Genomic DNA, 18,520 nt, shown 5'->3' with positions numbered 1-18,520 from the left:
GGCCGGTTAGGCGCGCCGGAGGGCAGAGCCTCAGAACCGGTAAGGGGCGGTCGCGGCAAGCCGTTACGCTGCACAGGTGGCCTTGATCGGACGCCAAAGGGAGCTCGCCGCAGTGGCGCGGCTGCTCGACCGGGCCGCGGCAGGGGACAGCGGCCGGCTTGTCGTCACCGGTCCGCCCGGCTCGGGCAAGTCAGCGCTGATCGACGCCGCCGTGGATCTGGCCCGCGAACGGAAGATCCCGGTTTTCCGTGCGACCGCGCCCACCGTGTCCTGGCTTCAGTCGCCGGATCACCTTGCTCAGGCGGCTGACGGCCCGCGCCTGCTCCTCATCGACGACGTCGACCACGCCGACACGTTCGCCGTCGATTTCCCAGCCTTGCTGGATCGGCTCGTGTCCGGCGCGACGATCCTGGTCGCGACCGCCGTGGAACCCACCGGACTGAAGCCGGAGCTGCGGTTGCGTGGCCTGACGGAACCGGAGCTCGCCGAGCTGAGCCCGGGCCTGTCCGCCGACGCGGTCCACGCGGTGTGGCTGGCCTCGGGCGGGCTGCCCGGAGCCGCACTCGGCCTCGCCGATGAGCTGGCTCGGCTCGACGTCACCTGCGACCCGGTCCTCCACCTGGCGCTGACCGCGCCGTCGCGGACGGAGTTCCTCGATCTCGACTCCGGTCTCATCCGTCTGCTGGAGGCCGCGGCCGAACGCACGCCGGCTCCTGGCTCCCGGGCCCGTGTGCTGGCCAGGCTCGCGCGTGAACTGCTGGGCGACCCGTCGGCCGGACGGCGCCGGCGTACGCTGATCGACGAGGCGGTGACGCTGGCCCGGGAGGTCGGCACTCCCGGCACGATCGCCGAGGTCCTCGACTCCGGGCTGCACGCGCTGTGGGATCCCGCGGCCGCCCACGAACGGCTGGCCACCGCGTCGGAGATCGTGACGCAGGCCCGGCGGGCCGGGGACGCCGAGGCCGAGCGGCGCGGACTGTTCTGGCGTTTCATCGCCCTGGCAGAGCTGGGAGAACTGGAGGCGGCCGAGTCCGCGCTGACGGCCTACGCGCGGGCCAGCTCACTGGCCGGCGACTCCGAGGCGGCGGTGGTGGTGCTGGCGCGTCAGGCGATGCTGGCGACGATCCGGGGACGGTTCGACACGGCGGCCACGCTTGCCGCCGAGGTGGGCGTACTGGGCGGGCGTGCAGGGCTCGCGGACACGGAACGCCTGGTCGGGACGCTGCGCGCCGCCCTGGCCATGATGCGCGGCGAGTACGGCTCGCTCGTGGCTCCCTGGCACGACCTTGCCCGACGGCTGCCCGGTCACTTCTTCGAGGCCGCCGCCGCCCGGGCACTGGCCGAGTCCGGGCGGGGCGACGAGGCAAGTCTTGAGCTCGAACGACTGCTGCCGGCTGTTCTCGCCGGATCGGGGCCGCGCTGGCTCGGGGTGTGCGCCGACCTGGCAATCGTGGCGGCGCTGGTCGGCGAACCGGCGGAGGCCCAGGCCCTGTACGACGCGCTGGCCCCCTACCACGGGCGTTTGGTCGTTTCGGGCGGCGCTAACATGATCAGCGGCCCGGTCGACGACTACCTGGGCCGGCTCGCCACGCGACTTGGCCGGCTCGACCTCGCGATAACCCACCTGGACGTCGCGGTGACGCTGGAGCGACGGCTCGGAGCGCTGCCCTGGCTCGCCGGCACGCTGGCCGCCCGGGCACGGGCGCTGACCGCCCGCGACGGTGCAGGCGACCTGCTCCGGGCGGAGGAAGACCTGGACCAGGCCCGCTCGATCGCGCAGCGCCTCGGCATGGGAGCGTTCCTGACCACCCTGACTCCACCGGCGAACGAGTGGTCTCTGCGCCGCGACGGCGAGGGCTGGCGACTGGACGCCGGCACCGAGGCAGCCCGGTTGCGTGACGGACGCGGCATGGAGTATCTGCGGATCCTGCTGGCTGCGCCCAGGCGAGAGATCGCCGCGCTGGACCTCGTCGCAGGAGGAGCCGGCCTCGCCGTCCCCCACGGCGCCCCGATTCTCGACGCCGTCGCCCGCGCGGCCTACCGGCGCCGGCTGGAGGCGCTCGCCGAGGAACTCGACGCGGCCGACCGGGCCGGCGACGCCGAACGGGCAAGGGTGGTCCAGGAGGAGCGGACCGCCCTGCTGGCCGAGCTGCGCAAGGCCACCGGGCTGGGCGGGCGGGCCCGCGGCCAGTCCAGCGAGGCCGAGCGGGCCCGGGTCAACGCGACCCGGGCGTTGTGGACGGCGGTCAAACGGGTGGAGGCGGCGGCGCCCCTGGCCGGGGCCCACCTGCGGGCTTCACTGCGCACCGGCCATCTCTTCCGGTACCAGCCCGCACCGGGCGGCCCCGCTCGCTGGGTGCTGTGACCCACACCACATAAAAATCGTGCACGGTGAAGTTACGCCTCCCAGAGTGAGACCTTCAGCCTCGGGGAGGCTGACATGTCCGACATCCATTCCAGGCCGTCATCCGTCATCCGTCATCCCGGAGAGGACCGACCAGCGGCCGATCCGAAGTCCGTACAGGCTCTAGTGCACGCGGGAGCGGAGACGGTCCAGGGCGGCGCCGCCGTCCCGGACGGCGCGGGCCACGAAGTGCAGCTCCTCCGGACGGCGGGCGACCAGAAGAGCCTGCTTGGCCGCCTCGTAGGCGTCGAGGGCGAGGCGCCAGTCGCGGTCGGCGGTCATGCCGCCGCGCCCGCTCACCTGGAACTCGTAGTCGAGCTGGTCGATCCCCTCGCCCAGCCGGGTGATGTCCTCCTCGGCGCCGCGCCGCATCATGACGAACTGGGCGTTGCGCCGGGTCCGCCGCTGGGCGCTGACGCCCCAGGCCACCACGGTCAGCGCCAGGCCCACGGCGCTGAGCACGACCATGACCAGTCCCACGGACGGGCCGCCGCTCCCCGAGCCGGACTCGTCACCCGCGGCCTCCCTCTCCTCGGTCTTGAAGATGTCGAGGTCGGGCAGCGAGGTCGGCACCGCGACGGTGAGACCGGTGGGGGTGCCCTTGGAACCGGTGAGGTCGACGTCGTCGGCCTGGACGAAGGAGGCGTCCTGGACCAGCGCGCCGGTGAAGTCGGCGCCGTCCAGCTCGGCCTGGGTGAACTCGGCCTCGCTCACGTCGGCGTCCTTGAACGTGGCGTTGCGCAGGTTCGCCTGGCTCATCTTGGCCTCGCGGAGCTTGGCCCTGGTGAAGTCGGCCTTGCGCGCCTTGAGCTGGCCGGGGGTGCTCTCCTCCAGGTCGGCGTCGATCAGCTTGGCGTTGGTGAAGTCGACCTGGGTCAGCTCGGCCCTGGTCAGGGTCGCCCCGGTCAGGTTCGCGTGCGGGAACTCCGCCTGCCCCGCCTCGGCGTCGATCAGGATCGCGCCCCGCAGGTCGGCGTGGTCGGCGTGCATCTGTCCCAGGTCGGCCTCGGTGAAGTCGGCGCCCCGCAGGTCGGCGTACTTCAGCGTGGCCTGCGTGAGGTTGGCCTGCTTGAGCGAGGCGTCGCGCAGGATCGCTCCGGTGAGGTCCTTCTGGAGCAGCTCCACGCCGTCCAGCTTGGCCTTGGTCAGGTCGGCGCAGCGCAGGACGGCGGGGAGCTGTGCCCCCCGGGTGAAGTCCTTGCCGCGCAGGTCGGCGCCCTGACCGGGCTTGCACGGCCCGGTCGCGGCCTGGGCGGGAGAGATCACTGTCCCCGACAGCGCGAAGATCGCGGCAATGAGAGCCAGGGGGATGGAACGACGCACGGGAGCCTCCTTCAAAGCAGCCCCGATCGTGTCAGCGGATCATTGCATCACGCTAGACACCCGCTTGCACCCTTTTCTGCCGGGTGCTCGCGGTCACACGTCCCAGGTGACGGGGAGGCTCTTGACCCCGTAGATGTCCGCGGTCTCCGGGCGCAGGGGAACCTCTTCGGCCGGTACGGCCAGGCGCAGCGTGGGGAAGCGGTCGAACAGCGCGGGGAAGGCGACCCGCATCTCGACGCGGGCCAGCTGCTGGCCCAGGCACTGGTGGATGCCGTGGCCGAAGGCCAGGTGCCCGCCGTCCTGCCTGCGCAGGTCGAGTGCGTGGGGATCGGCGAAGCGCTCGGGGTCGCGGTTGGCGGTGTTGTAGGACAGGATGACCGTCGCGCCGGCCTTGATGGTCCGGCCGCCCAGCTCGACGTCCTCCAGCGCGACCCGCGGGAACTGCTTGGCGACGCTCAGATACCGCAGCAGCTCCTCCACGGCCCCGTCGGTGAGCCCGGGATCGGCGCGCAGCGCGGCCAGCTGCTCCGGGTTCCGCAGCAGCGCGAAGGTGCCCAGCGCCAGCATGTTCGCGGTGGTGTCGAACCCGGCCGCCAGCAGGATCAGGGCGACACCCCGCAGCTCCTCGTCGGTCAGATCGCTGTCGGTGAGGTCGCTGAGCACGTCGTCGGTGGGGTCGGCGCGCTTGGCGGCCACCAGCTCCGCGAGGTACTCCTGGGTCGCCGCGTAGGCCGCGAACAGTTCCTCGTCGCCGGCCTCCCCGCCGAGGAACTTGTCGATGTGCTCCTGGAAGGAGCCCCGGTCCTCGTACGGCACGCCCAGCAGCTCGCAGATGATGACGGAGGGGATGGGCTTGGCGAACGCGGTCACCAGGTCCGCCGTCGGCCCGGCCTTCTCCATCGCGTCCAGGTGCTCGGCGGTGACCTGCTCGACGCGCTCGGTGAGCAGCCGCATCCGCCGTACGGTGAACTTGCCCACCAGCGGTTTGCGGTAGCGGCTGTGCTGCGGATCGTCCATCAGCAGGAACTCGCCGGGCGGCGCCGGGGGGACCTCGATGTCGCCGTAGTCGATCAGCGGGTGGTGGCGCATGAGCTCCTTGCGCGAGCTGAACCGCGAGTCGGCCAGGACCGACCGGACCAGGTCGTATCCGGTGACCAGCCAGCCCTCGTGCCCGTCGGGGAAGGTGTAGCGGCTGATCGGGCCGTGCTTGCGGGCCTGGACCAGCTCCTTGGGCGGGTCGAAGGGGCAGCCGGGCCGGCGCGCGGCCGGCAGCGTGGTGAGGATGTGCTCCATGATCGTTCCTCTCGTCGGCCTGGGGCGTTTTTCGAGATATTACGTGTTTGCGGTAGCTCGGAAATTACGTCGCGTTCGGAAGCGCTGTCAACCACGGGAAGCGCGCTCAGGCGAGTGCCCGTCGTCGATCGCTGCGTCGATCGCGGCGATGGCGCCGCGTGAAAACGCGATGACGCGTTTTCGCGGCCCCGAGGCCCTGAGGCCCTGAGGTCGCACCCGCCGGACCGTTCATGCGTTCACCGTCGCCGACCGCGCTGATACCGGGCCGTCGCCGTGCTGACACGACCGCTGACACGACCGCTGACACGGCCGCCGACGCGGTTCGGCACAATGCCTGATGTGCGAGGTGATGTGCGAGTTGGATTGCTCGGGCCGTTCGAGGTCCGGAACCGTGACGGGGCCGTGGTGGAGGTTCCCGGAATCAGGCTGCGCGCGCTGCTGGCCGCCCTCGCCCTCGAACCCGGCCGGATCGTCTCGCGCGGGAGGCTGGTGGACTGGATCTGGGGGCGACGGCCGCCCGCGGACGAGGTGAACGCCCTGCAGGCGCTGGTGTCCAGGCTGCGCAGGGTGCTGCCCGACGGTGTGATCGAGGCGGAGTCCGGCGGGTACCGGCTGGCGGTGTCTCCCGACGCCGTGGACGTGTGCCGGTTCGAGCACCTGGTCGGTCAGGCCCGTGCCGCCGCCGAGCCCGCGGCGCGGGCGGACCTGCTGCGCTCGGCCCTGGCGTTGTGGCGCGGTACGGCCATGGAGGACGTCGCACCGCGCGACAGCGAGGTGTTCGACGCCGCGGTCGCGCGCCTGGACGAACTCCACGTCGCCGCGCTCGGGGATCGGGTGGACGCGGACGTTCGCCTCGGCCGTGGTTCGGAGCTGGTCTCCGAGCTGACCGAGCTGGTCGCCACGCATCCGCTGCGGGAGGGCTTCGTGGCGGCCCTGATGCGCGCGCTCGCCGAGGCGGGGCGTGGTGCCGAGGCGTTGACCGTGTACCAGCGGACGCGCGAGCGGCTCGCCGAGGATCTGGGCGCCGATCCGTCGGCCGAGCTCTCCGCGCTGCACACCGCGTTGCTGCGGGGCGAGCTGGGCGAGCGGGCGGAGAACCACAGGACGAACCTGCGCGCCGAGCTGACGAGTTTCGTCGGCAAGAACGACGACGTCTCCGAGGTCGCCGGTCTGTCGGCCGGGCACCGGCTGGTCACCTTGACGGGGGCGGGCGGCTCCGGCAAGACGAGGCTGGCCACGGAGACCGCGCGGACGATGCTCACCGAGCTGCCGGACGGGGCGTGGCTGATCGAACTGGCCTCGGTCCGGGCGGGCGGTGAGCCGGCGCAGGCCGCCCTCGCCGCGATCGGCCTGCGTGACCAGGCGCTGCTCGGCGGCGCGCGGGGCGGGGAACCGATGGATCGGCTCATCGCCGCGCTCCGGGAGCGCGCGATCCTGCTGATACTGGACAACTGCGAGCACATGATCGAGGCGGCCGCGGCTTTCGCGGACCGGCTTCTGGGGGAGTGCCGGAGGCTGCGGATCCTGGCCACGAGCAGGGAACCACTCGGCATCACCGGGGAGGTGCTGTGGCAGGTCGAGCCACTCGCGCTGCCCGCGAAGGGAGCGGACCCCGCCGAGGTCGGATCTTCGCCCGCGGTGCGGCTGCTGCGGGACCGCGCGGGTCTGCTGCGCAAGGACATCGGCTCCGACGCGCACACCCTGGCGGCCCTGGCGCGGATCTGCCGGGCGCTCGACGGGATGCCGCTGGCGATCGAACTGGCCGCGGCGCGGCTGCGCACCATGTCCGTCGATCAGCTGGCACGCCGGCTCGATGACCGGTTCCGCCTGCTGACCGGCGGCAGCCGTACGGCGCTTCCCCGGCACAAGACGCTGCGCGCGGTCGTGGACTGGAGCTGGGATCTGCTGAGCGAGGCCGAACGCGGCGTGCTGCGGCGGCTCTCGGTGTTCTCCGGCGGGGCGAGCCTGGAGGCGGCCGAACGGGTGTGCGGGGACGAGACGTTCGCCGGCGAGCAGGTGCTCGACGTGCTGACCGCGTTGATCGAGAAGTCGCTGCTGCTCGCCGACGGCGAGGGCGCGCCGCGCTATCGCATGCTCGACACCATCAGGGAGTACGCGGCGCACCGGCTCGCCGAGGCCGGGGAGACCGAGCCGGTGCGCCGGGCGCACCTCGCCTACTTCACCGAGCTGGCCGAGACGGCCGACCCGCACCTGCGCCGGGCCGGGCAGCTGGAGTGGCTGTCCACGCTCGACGCCGAGCGCGACAACATCGGTGCGGCCCTGCGCGGGGCGATCGCCGAGGGGTGGGCACAGGAGGCGATGCGGCTGGTCGGGGCCGTGGGCTGGTACTGGTATCTCAGCGGGCACAGGGCCGAGGGCACCGAGTTGAGCATCGCGGCGGCCTCGCTGCCCGGTGAGGTGTCCGATGATGTGCGGGCGATGGCGTACACCATCGTGACGGTGTTCGTGACCTCCGGGCCCGGCCGCGATCAGTATCAGGCGCGGGAGTGGATCCACGAGGCGCACCGGCTCATCCGGCACGGCGGGTATCGCAACTCGCTGCTCGGGTTCATCGGGCCGCTGGAGCGGATGCTGCGGGAGCCGACGGGGTTCCTGTCCGCGTTCGAGCCGCTCATCGCCGACGACGACCCGTGGGTGCGCGCGCAGGCCAGGCTCACCCGTGGCCGGCTGCGGCTCACGCTCGGCGGCGACGAGACCGACGTGGACGCCGACATCGAGATCGCCCTCGCCGGGTTCCGCACGCTGGGCGACCGGTGGGGGATCTCGATGGCGCTGACCTTCCTGGCCGACCGGCTCGCCATGCGCGGCGAGCTCGCACGCGCGTGCGAGCACTACGAGGAGGCGGTCGTGGCGCTGACCGAGGTGGGCGCGACCGAGGACGTGGTCGGTCTGCGGGCGCGGCAGGCTCAGCTGTACTGGCTGCTCGGCGACGAGCGGTCCAGCACGTCCGCCATGGCCGAGGCGCAGCGGTGCACGGGCGAGATCGCCTGGCCGGACACGCTCGCCGAGCTGGCGCTCTCGAAGGCGCAGCTGGCGCGCTGGCGCGGCGAGCCGGACGAGGCGCACCAGCACCTGGCCACGGTGCGGACGATGCTGGGCAACGAGGAACTGAGCGACAAGGTTCGCGCCAGGGCCAAGGTCATGGACCTGTACGGCTACCTCACCGAGGATCTCCAGAAGGCCCGCGCGCATCGGACCGAGGCGTTCCACGCGGCCGTGGAGACGATGTACCCGCCGCTGATCGCCGAGGTGCTGATCGGGATCGCGGATCTCGCGCTGCGCCAGGGACAGTACGAGCAGGCCGTGCGGCTGCTCGCGGCGAGCGACGGCGTGCGCGGTACGCCGGATCGTTCGCAGCCGGACGTCTCCAGGATCGTCGAGGACACGCGGAACCGCCTCGGCGAGACCGCGTTCACCGAGGCGACCCTGGCCGGTGGGCGGCGGGACTGGCGCGAACTGGCCGAGATCACGCTCGCCTCGCGAACGACGCGCGCGCCCGGTGCGTCGCGGGCCGATTTCGCCGCCGCGTCCCGCGGCATGCCGCTCCTGGACGACCGAAAATACCGCGAGGACATGGACCACTACGTCAATGACGACTCCTACGACCCCTACGACCGCGCCTACGACAGAGGCGAGTTCGCGGAGGACGGGGAATGACTCCCGCTCAAGGGTTGCTCGACACCGACATCCGCAGTGGAAGGAATTCTGGGTTTTGTCACGGTGGATCTGCCGATAGGGGTGTGGTGGATCCACCGATCTCTGCTCTTCTTTCTCAGGTGATCTGAGATCGGTGGCCAGGTGAGGTGGGCGTGGTGGCTATCGCTCACCGGTCCGCACCGTGTCGCCAGGCATGCGCTTCAGGCTGTTGCGGTTCCATGCTTTTCGACGATCTTGTTGATTCGCGCTACAAGAAGAAAGTCCAGCTCGGTCACGACGTCGCCCGCTGTGTGGGTGGTCATGGTGATCCGCAGGAAATCCCAGCGGATATCGATGTCGGGACGATGTTCCAGCTCAATGGCGACCTGGGCGATTTCCGCGACAGCACGCATCGCGCTGTCGTAATCGATCGAGTAGCTCTTGCTGATCTGACGGGTGTCGCCGGACCAGCCGCTCGATGCCAAGCGTCGCGCAACCTCCTCGGCGGACAGAGGATCACGAAGACCCACGCTTACCACCTCCCGTCTCTCAAGCTTCCTCCTATGTGACACTCGCCAGCATCTCAGTCATCTCCCGCCCTTTAGCGGTATTCACCCACGCATCCATTCGGTTCGGCATGGCGACCAGTTCCGCACGCTGGCGCACCGAACCGGTCTGACGCAGAAGCTCGATCGCCTTCTTGGCCACTTCCGTCGCTCGTTCAGGCTCGGGGACCGCAGCAAGGGCGGCACCCTGCCGAGCCAGGAAAACTCCGATGTCACGGCGGGCCGTGGTCGGTACGGACGGAAGGATTTGCTCCCAGAGGGCGACAGCTTCAACATTAAGCCCGAGCCGCCCATAGCAGGTGGCTCGTTGGATCTCCACGTAGTTGGGCGTTCGGCAGGCGTTTCCCCACATGCGGTCATCGTCGATGTCGTCGATGAGTGCCGCAGCCTCATCCAGCAACGTGTCACAGCGGGCACGGTCCGACGCCAGCGCATACCCGTGGGCACTTTGCTGCAGAGCGAGCACCTGCGTCTTGGGCATGAGCCTGCTCCGGTTCGACAAGGCCGCAGCGGTAAGGTCGATCACGATGGAGGCATCACCGAGATCAGCGGCCAGCATCGCCTTGTTCGTGAGGGCATGACTGATCAGCTGGACGTCCTGAGCGCGGTGCGCCATATCCAGATTGACGTTGAGCCACAAGGCCGCCTGCTCGGTCACGCCCGCGTCCTGACACAGCCATCCGGCGAAGGCGGCGAAGCCCGCACCGAGGCGGAGTAACTCGCGCCGTACCTCGCCTTTCGCCTGGCCTGCGAGCTCGGCGATGGACTGGTACTGAACCACGACGGTGCCGATCAGATGGCGAGGCCCCAAGAACGCGTCAGCGGCATAGTGGCTCAGCAACTGGAGGCGAAAGTAGTCCACCAACTCCGGCGCCACACAGCGGCCCGGGGAGACCTGGAGGCTTGGAACGGTCACTGGAAGGGGGCCCAGGATCGCCTGGTGGTGTTCTTCCCGGAACAGTATGGCCTCGGTAACGCCGAACGCTCGCGCGTACAGCACGCGGTAGGGGTCACCGGGCTGGTTGTGTCCGGCCTCGTACGCCTTGATCCGGCGAATGATGGTCTCGCGGGCGGGCAATTGGCCGCGCGTCTCCTCGTCGGCGGCCTCGACGAGTCGGCGGGCCATCTCGCGCTGGGACCACAACCTGTTGCGTCGTTCGTCGCGGAGCCGTACAGCCCACGCAGGAAGACCGGCGGTCATCGCACACCTCTTCGCCGGAGTCGGGGAGGGCTTGTCGCCCTCAGTGTCCTCCAAACGCACCTGTACCGAAGGGATTACGCAGCGTTCTGATGGGAGGTGATGCGACAGAAGCGGGACCCGCAGGCGCTGACACGCCGTACGGGCCCCTCGATCAGGAAGTGAGTCCTGACCCATGGCCAACATTAGAGCCATCCGGATCCGCTGGAGAGCGGACAATCCGCCGTTGCCGCTTGGCTGCCGCTGGTGCGGACACGCCCCCTATGCCCACGAGGCGCGTAGCCTTCCGCGCCGCCGTGACCATCTGTGGGAGCAGCCCACGCCTCGGCAGGTGTGCGCCCGGATGGCCGCGCGGCGGCGTCTGGGCCTGGGCGGTCGGCTACCGGCGGCGGTGCCGTCGCGCCCGCCGAAGGTGCACCCGCCCACGGCCCCGTCCCAGGTTCGGCCCGGGCGTCACGCGCGGTCGGCGACGGTCACCGACGCCTCCGGCTGGGGCCGATCGCCGAACCCCGCTTCTCCGTCCCGGCGAGGGGTGGCGATATGAACGCGGTCCCGAAGCGTAGCAACGCTCCCGTGAGCAGGCGCGGCGGTCTCTCATCCTCGGCGCGTGCTGCCGCACCGCCTACCGACGCCTGGCTCCGCGCTGAGGAACTGGTCATCGAACTGGACCGCGCCCACGGCATCTTGGCTGACATCCACGAACTTCGTTCCGGCAACGCCATCGTGTCCGTCTATCGCGGGCTCCTGGCCTACAGCGACGGTGAGAACTTCTGGTGGACCAGCCCTGAACTCGACGGATCAGGCGACCATCTGCTCAGCGCCGCCTCGGACGAGGTCACGACCGCCGCGCGGCTCGCCGAGCATTACGAGATCCTCCGGGCCCGCCCCCTCACAACGCTGCTGGGCTGCGAGTTGCCGCTGCTGGCCGACGTGATCCTGGCAGAGCATGTCGACCCGTGCTGACGCCGACGCGGTGCGGGCCGCCAAGCAGTTGCAGAGCTACGCGTACGGATGGCTGGTCTGGTGGAGCCTGCGATACCGGCGGTTCGAAGCGTGGGAGTGCAGGGATCCGGCGTGCTTTCGTGCCGTCCACGCAGGCAGTGCCGCTGAGCTGTGGGACCGGATGCAACAGGTGGAACTCGACCTGTGGCGAACTTCGCCCGACGGTGCCACGGCGCCCATGTGGACCGCTGCCGATCACCCGAGCCGACCAACCCCAGGGCCGCCGGAACGAACTCCCGACCGCCCGCCGGACCGGCCACAACGAATCTCGGGGCCATGCCCTCCCCGGACGAGGTGAACCCACCTTGAGCAGCGCGTCGGCACGGAGAGCGCGCTTCCTCGTGCCGACGCAGCTGATTCCCGCGAGCGGTGGTGCGGCGACCAGGAACCGCTCGCGGGGACAGAGGTCTCCTTCACGGGCCTGCGCGAAGACGGTTCAGGCGGGTGAGGTGCTCGTGAGCTCGGGACGGCCTTGCCTTGTCGCCCAGAGTGCATGCATGGTGCATGCTAAAGTGGAGGCATGGGAATCATGCAGATCCGGGACGTCCCCGAGGAGACCGAGCGGACGCTGAAGGCGAGGGCTGAGCGCGAGGGCAAGTCGCTGACGGCGTACGTGCGCGACCTGCTGAACGAGGAGGCCTCCACTCCGACGCTGGACGAGGTGATGGCCAAGATCGCTACTGATGAGCCGGTGCCGTACAACCCCGACTTCGTCCGCGAGACGAGGCGCGAGGGGCACAGGTGAGCCTGGTCGTCGACGCCTCCATAGTCTTCCGTCTCCTGGCCAACGTGAAGGGGGATGACCTTCTCCGCCAACGACTGGCCCGCAAGGTGCACGCCCCTGCGTTGATCGACGTGGAGATCGCCTCGGTGGTGCGCGGACATGTGATCACCAGCAAGCCGGAGGTGCGCGTCTCCCCGGCGCGGGCCCAGGTCATGCTGGAGCGTTACGCCCAGCTCAAGATCGTCCGCCATCCGATGCTGCCGCTGCAGCCTCGGGTACTGGAACTGCGCAACAACCTCACCGCCTACGACGGTATGTATGTGGCCCTCGCCGAGTTGCTGGGGGTGCCGCTGCTCACCGACGACGCCAAGTTCGCCGGCTCGACCGGGCACTGGGCGGAGATCCACCGCTACCCGCCACCGCAAGCGGGCCAGAGCCGTTAACCGGACACGCCCGCACAGGGGCCGGCGGGGTCATGAAAATCGAGGCTCCGAATCGCCGTGCACTCGTACGGAGAAACCGCCCGGAGGCAGGCGCAGGCCCTGCGTCTCGTGTTCCTTGTCGTCGTGGTTGATGGCGAAGAGCCACTCGCCGCGTCGTACGAGTTCCACGGGGGCCGGTTTCAGGCCCAGCAGGTGGGCGTAGGCGGTGTCGGACAGGCGGGTGGAGATGTAGAGGGTGGTGCCGGAGCCGTAGGAGTGGCGGGTGATGGCGGGTTGTCCGGCGAGCGGGGTGCCGGAGGCGTGCGGGCCGGTGTAGACGGCCAGGGGCTCGGCGCCTTCGAGGTGGAGGTGCTCGCTCCAGGACGTTCCCGCCTCCGGCTGCCGGTCGTCGTCGAGGGCGTCCGGGGCGGACAGGGTGAGGGCGACGTCGGGCGGGAGGGGGTGGACCTCCTCGACGCGGATGCCGAGGAGGTCGCGGAGGGCGCCGGGATAGCCGCCGAGGCGGACGCGGGCGTGTTCGTCGGCGACGCCGCTGAGGTAGGAGACCACGAGGGTGCCGCCGCCCGACACGTAGTGGCGCAGGTTGTCGGCGTCGGCGTCGGAGAGGAGATACAGGGCCGGGACGAGCACGAGCGGGTACGCCGACAGGTCGGCGGAGGGGTGGACGAGGTCGGCGGTGACGCCGTGCCGGTAGAGGACCCGGTGGGCCTGGCGTACGGTCTCGGCGTAGTCCAGCTCGGTGGAGGGCAGGCCGGGGGACTGGAGCGCCCAGCCCGCCTCGGCGTCCCAGAGGATCGCGGCCCCGGCCTCGACGGGGGCCGCGCAGGCGTCGGTCAGGGACGGCAGGAGCGCGCCCAGGTCGCAGATCTCGCGGAAGATCCGGGAGTCGGGCCCGGCGTGCGGGACCATGCCGCCGTGCCAGAGTTCGGCGCCGCCCCGGGAGGCTCGCCACTGGAAGAACATGGCCCCCCGCGAGCCGCGCGCGATGTGCGACAGGCTCAGCCTGGTGATCTCACCGGGGCGCTTGGCGAGCATCCGCGGGCCGGTGTAGGTGACCACCGCCTGCTCCATCAGCAGCCAGGGTTTTCCGAGGGCCGGGCCGCGTTCAGGGGCATGCTCCGGGGCCGGGCTCGGGTCCGCGGTTGGGCTGTGTTCCGGGGCTGGACTCAGGTCCGTGGCCGGGCTACGTTCCGGGTTCGCGGCCCAGCCGCGGGCCAGGTCGGCGGCGAAGGCGGTCTCGGCGGGCGGGTCGGCCGACGGGTAGTGGTCGATCGCGACGAGGTCGACCTCGGCCGCCCAGTGGCGGTGGTTCACCGGCACCCAGTCGCCGAGGACGAAGTTCGTGGTGACCGGGACGCCGGGGGTGAGCTCGCGCAGCACGGCTCTCTGCTCGCGGAAGTGGTCGAGCATCGCGTCGGAGACGAACCGGCGGAAGTCGAGGACCTGGGAGGGGTTGGGCAGGTACTGGGTGGCGCGGGGTGGGGTGATCTGCTCCCACGCGGAGTAGTGCTGGCTCCAGAACGAGGTGGTCCAGGCGTCGTTCAGCGCGTCCAGGGTGCCGTGCCGGGCACGTAGCCAGGTTCTGAAGGCCGAGGCGGCGTGCTCGCAGTGGCAGGGGGTGCCGTACTCGTTGTGGACGTGCCACATGGCGAGCGCCGGGTGGTCGCGGTAGCGCTCGGCGAGGGTGCGGGCGACGCTGACGCAGGCGGCGCGGTAGGCGGGGGCATGCACGCAGTAGGTGTCGCGGCTGCCGTGGGTGAGCCGGGTGCCGTCGGGGGTGACGGTGAGGGCGTCGGGGTGGGCCAGGCCGAACCAGGGAGGAGGGGAGGCGGTCGGGGTGGCGAGGTTCACCCCGATCCCGCCGTCGTGCAGCAGGTCGAGGACGCGGTCGAGCCACCCGAAGTCGTGGACGCCCGGTGACGGCTCCAGCCGGGCCCAGGAGAACACCCCGACGCTGACCAGGTTGACCCCGGCCCGCCGCATCAGCGCGACGTCCTCCTTCCAGACCTCCTCCGGCCACTGCTCGGGGTTGTAGTCCCCGCCGTAACACAGCCCGCCGAACCGCCCAGGCCAGTCCACGGCCGCTCCTTTATTTGGATGGTAACTAAACTAATTATCCACGGGTGGCGGGTCACGCTCAAGGGGTCTCGGGCCCTGACGGATCCGGCCGTAGGCGACCTCGGCAGGTCGGGCCATTGACGTTTGTTGGTTTGGACGTAAAACTAACTCGGCAGGAGTAGACCCGAGCGCTGGAGTTCCCATGCCTTACCGCCCTCCCCTGGTCGCGCACGAGTACTTCGTCGCCGATCCGCCGGAGCTGCCCGTTCGTTCGCACGGCGAGGGCGGCCTGTCGGCGCTGATCTCGGCGGAGCCGGTGGCCTCCGACGCGGCCGGGGTGATCCTGAAGGCGGTGACCTCGGCGGAGGAGACGCTCCTGGTCCAGGTGGGTGTGGCGGGCGAGGGGGTGATCCGGGTCAGGCTCGGGCAGGACGCGGACGCGCGGACCAGGTCGGCCGCCGCGATCTCCATGGTCACGCCGGGCGAGTTCGCCGGAGCGCGGGTGGAGAGCCGCGACGGGACGATCGTGCTCGACGCGGGATCGCTCCGCGCGGAGATCACCTTGGCGCCCTGGCACCTGAGGTTCACCGACGCGAGCGGGGCGCCGCTGCTGGAGCAGGACCGGGGGCACACCGACATCAGCGGCCGGTTGCGCACGCTGCCGTTCGGCCGCTCCAGCGCGGACGGCGCGGTGGTCGGCTACCACGAGAGCTTCGTGGCCCCCGCCGACGAGGCGTTCGGCGGTTTCGGCGAGTCGTTCACCCGGCTCGACAAGCGCGGCCAGCGGCCGGTGATGTGGAACTTCGACGCGTTCGGCGCCGAGTCGCAGCGGGCGTACAAGAACATCCCGTTCTACCTGTCCAGCAGGGGCTACGGGGTGCTGGTGGACAGCGGGACGCCGGTGGAGTTCGACGTGTGCCAGTCCACGCACAGCTGCGTGCAGATCGTGGTCCCCGACAACCTGATCGACTACTACGTGATCGCCGGGCCCACCCCGCCGGAGGTGCTCGGCCGGTACGACCTGCTGACCTGCCGCCCGCTGCTCCCGCCGAAGTGGGCGTTCGGCACCTGGATCTCCTCGGGGTTCTTCGTCGACACCCAGGAGCGGGTGATGGCCAGGGCGCGGCGGATCCGCGAGCGGGGGATCCCGTGCGACGTGCTGCACCTGGACACGTACTGGCAGACGGACGGGCACTGGTCGGACATGCGCTGGGACGCGGAGGGCTTTCCCGACCCGGCGGGGATGCTGGCCGAGCTGGACGCGATGGGCTTCAAGGTCTGCCTGTGGATGAACCCGTACGTCTCCCACCTCAGCCCGGCCTTCCCACAAGCGGCCGAAAGCGGATATTTCCTTAAAAAGCAGGATGGTGAGGTCTACGTGGCCGACTGCTGGCACGGCTCCTACCCGGCCTGCGGCATCGTCGACTTCACCAACCCCGCCGCCACCGAGTGGTTCAAGGGGCTGCTCCGCCCGCTGCTGGAGCAGGGCGTCCAGGTCTTCAAGACCGACTTCGCCGAGGGCGTGCCGCACGACGCGGTCGCGGCCAACGGCATGTCGGGCACCGACCTGCACAACGTCTACACGCTGCTGTTCAACGACGCCGTCTCCGAGGTGACCCGGGAGATCGCCGGGCACGGCATGGTGTGGGCGCGCTCGTCGTTCCTCGGCGGGCAGCGGCACTCGGCGCAGTGGAGCGGCGACACCTACACCAGCTACGCCGCGATGGGCAGCACGCTGCGCGGCGGGCTGGCGCACGGCCTGTCCGGCGTCCCGTTCTGGAGCCACGACGCGGGCGGGTTCACCGGCCGGCCCACCGACGACCTGTACGTCAGGTGGACCCAGTTCGGCGCGCTCTCCCCGCTGCTGCGCCTGCACGGCACCACCAGCCGGGAGCCGTGGGAGTTCCCCGAGGTCGAGGCGGAGGCGGTCGAGGCGCTGAGGCTGCGCTACCGGCTCATGCCGTACATCTACACGGCGGCCGTCGAGGCCGCCAGGACCGGGGCGCCGATGATGCGGGCGCTGTGCGTCGACCACCCGGACGACCCGGTGGCCTGGCAGGCCGACCTGCAGTATCTCCTCGGCCGCGACCTGCTGGTGGCGCCGATGACCTCGCCGGAGCAGGTCAGGAAGGTCTACCTGCCGCAAGGGGAGTGGGTGGACCACTGGACGGGCGAGATCCTGCCCGGCGGCCGGTACGTCACGGTCGCCCCGCCGCTGGACCGCATCCCCCTCTTCGCCCGGCGCGGTGCGATCGTCCCCGTCCTCGCCGACCCGGGCGGGACCGTCGGGGACGGGACGTTCGGGGAGATCACCCTGGTCGCGTACGGCGTCGGCGGCGGTTCCGGCCTGTACACCGGCCCGGGCTCCGGTGCCGGAGAGAGGAGCACGGTCGTCTCCGACCTCGACGGGGACACCACGATCACCGCGGTTCCCGAGGGGGAGGGCCTGCGGATGACCGTCTCGGGGAGCGCGCGGATCGCGGGCGTCGAGCTGGTGGGCCCAGGCGTCCCGATCGTCATCACCACCATCTAGGAGAAGAACCATGGTCAACCTCAAGGCGGGTGTCGCCCTGGTGGCCGCGCTCGCGGTGCTCGTCGCCTGCGGCGGCACCGAGAAGGCGGCGGAGACGCCCGCCGCGGACGGTCCCCGCGTCCTGAAGCTCTGGTACTACGAGGGCGCCGACAGCGCGATGGGCAAGGCCTGGACCGAGGCCGTCAAGCGGTTCCAGGCCACGCACCCCGGCGTGACGGTGAAGTTCGAGGAGAAGGCGTTCGAGCAGATCCGCCAGTCGGCGGGGATGATCCTCAACTCGGACGAGGTCCCCGACGTGATGGAGTACAACAAGGGCAACGCCTCGGCCGGCCTGCTGTCGAAGCAGGGCCTGCTCACCGACCTCACCCCGGAGGTGACCAAGCGGGGCTGGGACAAGCTGCTCAGCCCCTCCATCCAGACGACCGCGCGATACGACGAGCGCGGCGTCATGGGCGCGGGCAAGTGGTACGGCGTCCCCAACTACGCCGAGTACGTGATGGTCTACTACAACAAGGACGCGTTCGAGAAGGCGGGCGTGAAGGTGCCCACGACCTTCGAGGAGTTCACCGTCGCGCTCGACACGTTCGCCAAGGCCGGGACCACCCCCCTCGCCGTCGGCGGCGCCGAGTACCCCGCGCAGCAGATCTTCTACCAGCTCGCGCTGAGCAAGGCGCAGCGGCCGTGGGTGGACGCCTTCCAGCTCTACAAGGGCAAGGTCGACTTCAAGGGCCCGGAGTTCAAATACGCGGCCGACACCCTCGCCGGCTGGGTGAAGAAGGGCTACATCGGCAAGGACTCCGCCGGTATCAAGGCCGAGGACATGGGCGTGTCCTTCATCGGCGGCAAGTACCCGATCATGGTCACGGGCAGCTGGTGGTACGGCCGCCTCGCGAGCGAGATCAAGGACTTCGAGTGGGGCTCGTTCCTGTGGCCGGGCAACACGATGAGCGCCGGGTCCAGCGGCAACATGTGGGTCGTCCCGGAGAACGCGAAGAACAAGGACCTGGCCTACGACTTCATCGACATCACGATGAGCAAGGACATCCAGAACCTGCTCGGCAACTCCGGCGGCATCCCGGTGGCGGCCGACACCGCCGCGATCACCGACGAGAAGAGCAAGGAGCTGATCGAGAACTTCAACACGCTCTCGACCTCCGACGGGCTGGCCTTCTACCCCGACTGGCCGGCGCCCGGCTACTACGACGTGCTCGTGTCGGGCGTGCAGAACATCATCAACGGCACCAAGACCTCCGACCAGGTCCTGGACGAGATCGCCGCGCCGTACGAGGAGAACCTCGCCGACCTCGGCAACTGACCCC

12 protein-coding genes are annotated in these 18,520 nt (G+C 70.4%); 7 read left to right on the top strand and 5 right to left on the bottom strand.

Annotation, left to right across the window (positions count from 1 at the left end; translation table 11 throughout):
* Positions 1–76 precede the first annotated feature (76 nt).
* A complete protein-coding gene (locus tag ACTOQ2_RS33775) occupies positions 77–2,365 on the top strand; it encodes an AAA family ATPase (RefSeq protein ID WP_440104875.1) in 2,289 nt (762 codons plus the stop codon).
* Between the two features lie 162 nt (positions 2,366–2,527).
* Here ACTOQ2_RS33775 and ACTOQ2_RS33770 read toward each other — a convergent pair whose 3' ends face one another.
* Together ACTOQ2_RS33770 and ACTOQ2_RS33765 are read right to left on the bottom strand one after the other, a co-directional pair.
* Positions 2,528–3,727: a pentapeptide repeat-containing protein gene (locus ACTOQ2_RS33770; RefSeq protein ID WP_440104874.1), complete on the bottom strand. Its 1,200-nt coding sequence runs from the start codon at positions 3,725–3,727 to the stop codon at positions 2,528–2,530.
* Between the two features lie 93 nt (positions 3,728–3,820).
* Complete coding sequence (locus ACTOQ2_RS33765; protein WP_440104873.1) at positions 3,821–5,020, bottom strand: cytochrome P450; 1,200 nt, start codon at positions 5,018–5,020, stop codon at positions 3,821–3,823.
* 351 nt (positions 5,021–5,371) lie between these two features.
* Here ACTOQ2_RS33765 and ACTOQ2_RS33760 point away from each other — a divergent pair, with 351 nt between their 5' ends.
* Positions 5,372–8,698: a BTAD domain-containing putative transcriptional regulator gene (locus tag ACTOQ2_RS33760; RefSeq protein ID WP_440104872.1), complete on the top strand. Its 3,327-nt coding sequence runs from the start codon at positions 5,372–5,374 to the stop codon at positions 8,696–8,698.
* A gap of 200 nt (positions 8,699–8,898) precedes the next feature.
* Here the strand turns inward: ACTOQ2_RS33760 and ACTOQ2_RS33755 are convergent, their stop codons facing one another.
* Positions 8,899–9,207: a 4a-hydroxytetrahydrobiopterin dehydratase gene (locus tag ACTOQ2_RS33755; protein WP_440104871.1), complete on the bottom strand. Its 309-nt coding sequence runs from the start codon at positions 9,205–9,207 to the stop codon at positions 8,899–8,901.
* 31 nt (positions 9,208–9,238) lie between these two features.
* Complete coding sequence (locus ACTOQ2_RS33750) at positions 9,239–10,444, bottom strand: hypothetical protein (RefSeq protein WP_440104870.1); 1,206 nt, start codon at positions 10,442–10,444, stop codon at positions 9,239–9,241.
* A 570-nt stretch (positions 10,445–11,014) separates the two neighbouring features.
* On the opposite strand from ACTOQ2_RS33750, the gene ACTOQ2_RS33745 reads away from it, so the two are divergent.
* From ACTOQ2_RS33745 to ACTOQ2_RS33735, 3 genes are all read left to right on the top strand, one after another.
* Positions 11,015–11,404, top strand: a complete 390-nt coding sequence (locus ACTOQ2_RS33745; protein WP_440104869.1) for a hypothetical protein — start codon at positions 11,015–11,017, stop codon at positions 11,402–11,404.
* Between the two features lie 559 nt (positions 11,405–11,963).
* Positions 11,964–12,188, top strand: coding sequence for a FitA-like ribbon-helix-helix domain-containing protein (locus tag ACTOQ2_RS33740; RefSeq protein WP_440104868.1), 225 nt, complete (start codon positions 11,964–11,966; stop codon positions 12,186–12,188).
* Positions 12,185–12,610, top strand: coding sequence for a type II toxin-antitoxin system VapC family toxin (locus ACTOQ2_RS33735; protein WP_440104867.1), 426 nt, complete (start codon positions 12,185–12,187; stop codon positions 12,608–12,610). The genes ACTOQ2_RS33740 and ACTOQ2_RS33735 overlap by 4 nt, the downstream gene beginning before the upstream one ends.
* A 30-nt stretch (positions 12,611–12,640) precedes the next feature.
* Here the strand turns inward: ACTOQ2_RS33735 and ACTOQ2_RS33730 are convergent, their stop codons facing one another.
* A complete protein-coding gene (locus ACTOQ2_RS33730; RefSeq protein ID WP_440104866.1) occupies positions 12,641–14,689 on the bottom strand; it encodes a beta-galactosidase in 2,049 nt (682 codons plus the stop codon).
* Positions 14,690–14,870: 181 nt separating this feature from the next.
* On the opposite strand from ACTOQ2_RS33730, the gene ACTOQ2_RS33725 reads away from it, so the two are divergent.
* Entirely contained in the window at positions 14,871–17,201 is a 2,331-nt protein-coding gene (locus tag ACTOQ2_RS33725) for a TIM-barrel domain-containing protein (RefSeq protein ID WP_440104865.1), read from the top strand.
* Between the two features lie 10 nt (positions 17,202–17,211).
* A complete protein-coding gene (locus tag ACTOQ2_RS33720; RefSeq protein WP_440104864.1) occupies positions 17,212–18,516 on the top strand; it encodes an ABC transporter substrate-binding protein in 1,305 nt (434 codons plus the stop codon).
* Positions 18,517–18,520: the final 4 nt, after the last annotated feature.

This window comes from Streptosporangium sp. H16 (genome assembly GCF_051918855.1).
In the GTDB taxonomy this organism is placed as follows: Bacteria; Actinomycetota; Actinomycetes; order Streptosporangiales; family Streptosporangiaceae; genus Streptosporangium.
This window is presented reverse-complemented; position numbering and strand designations above follow the sequence as displayed.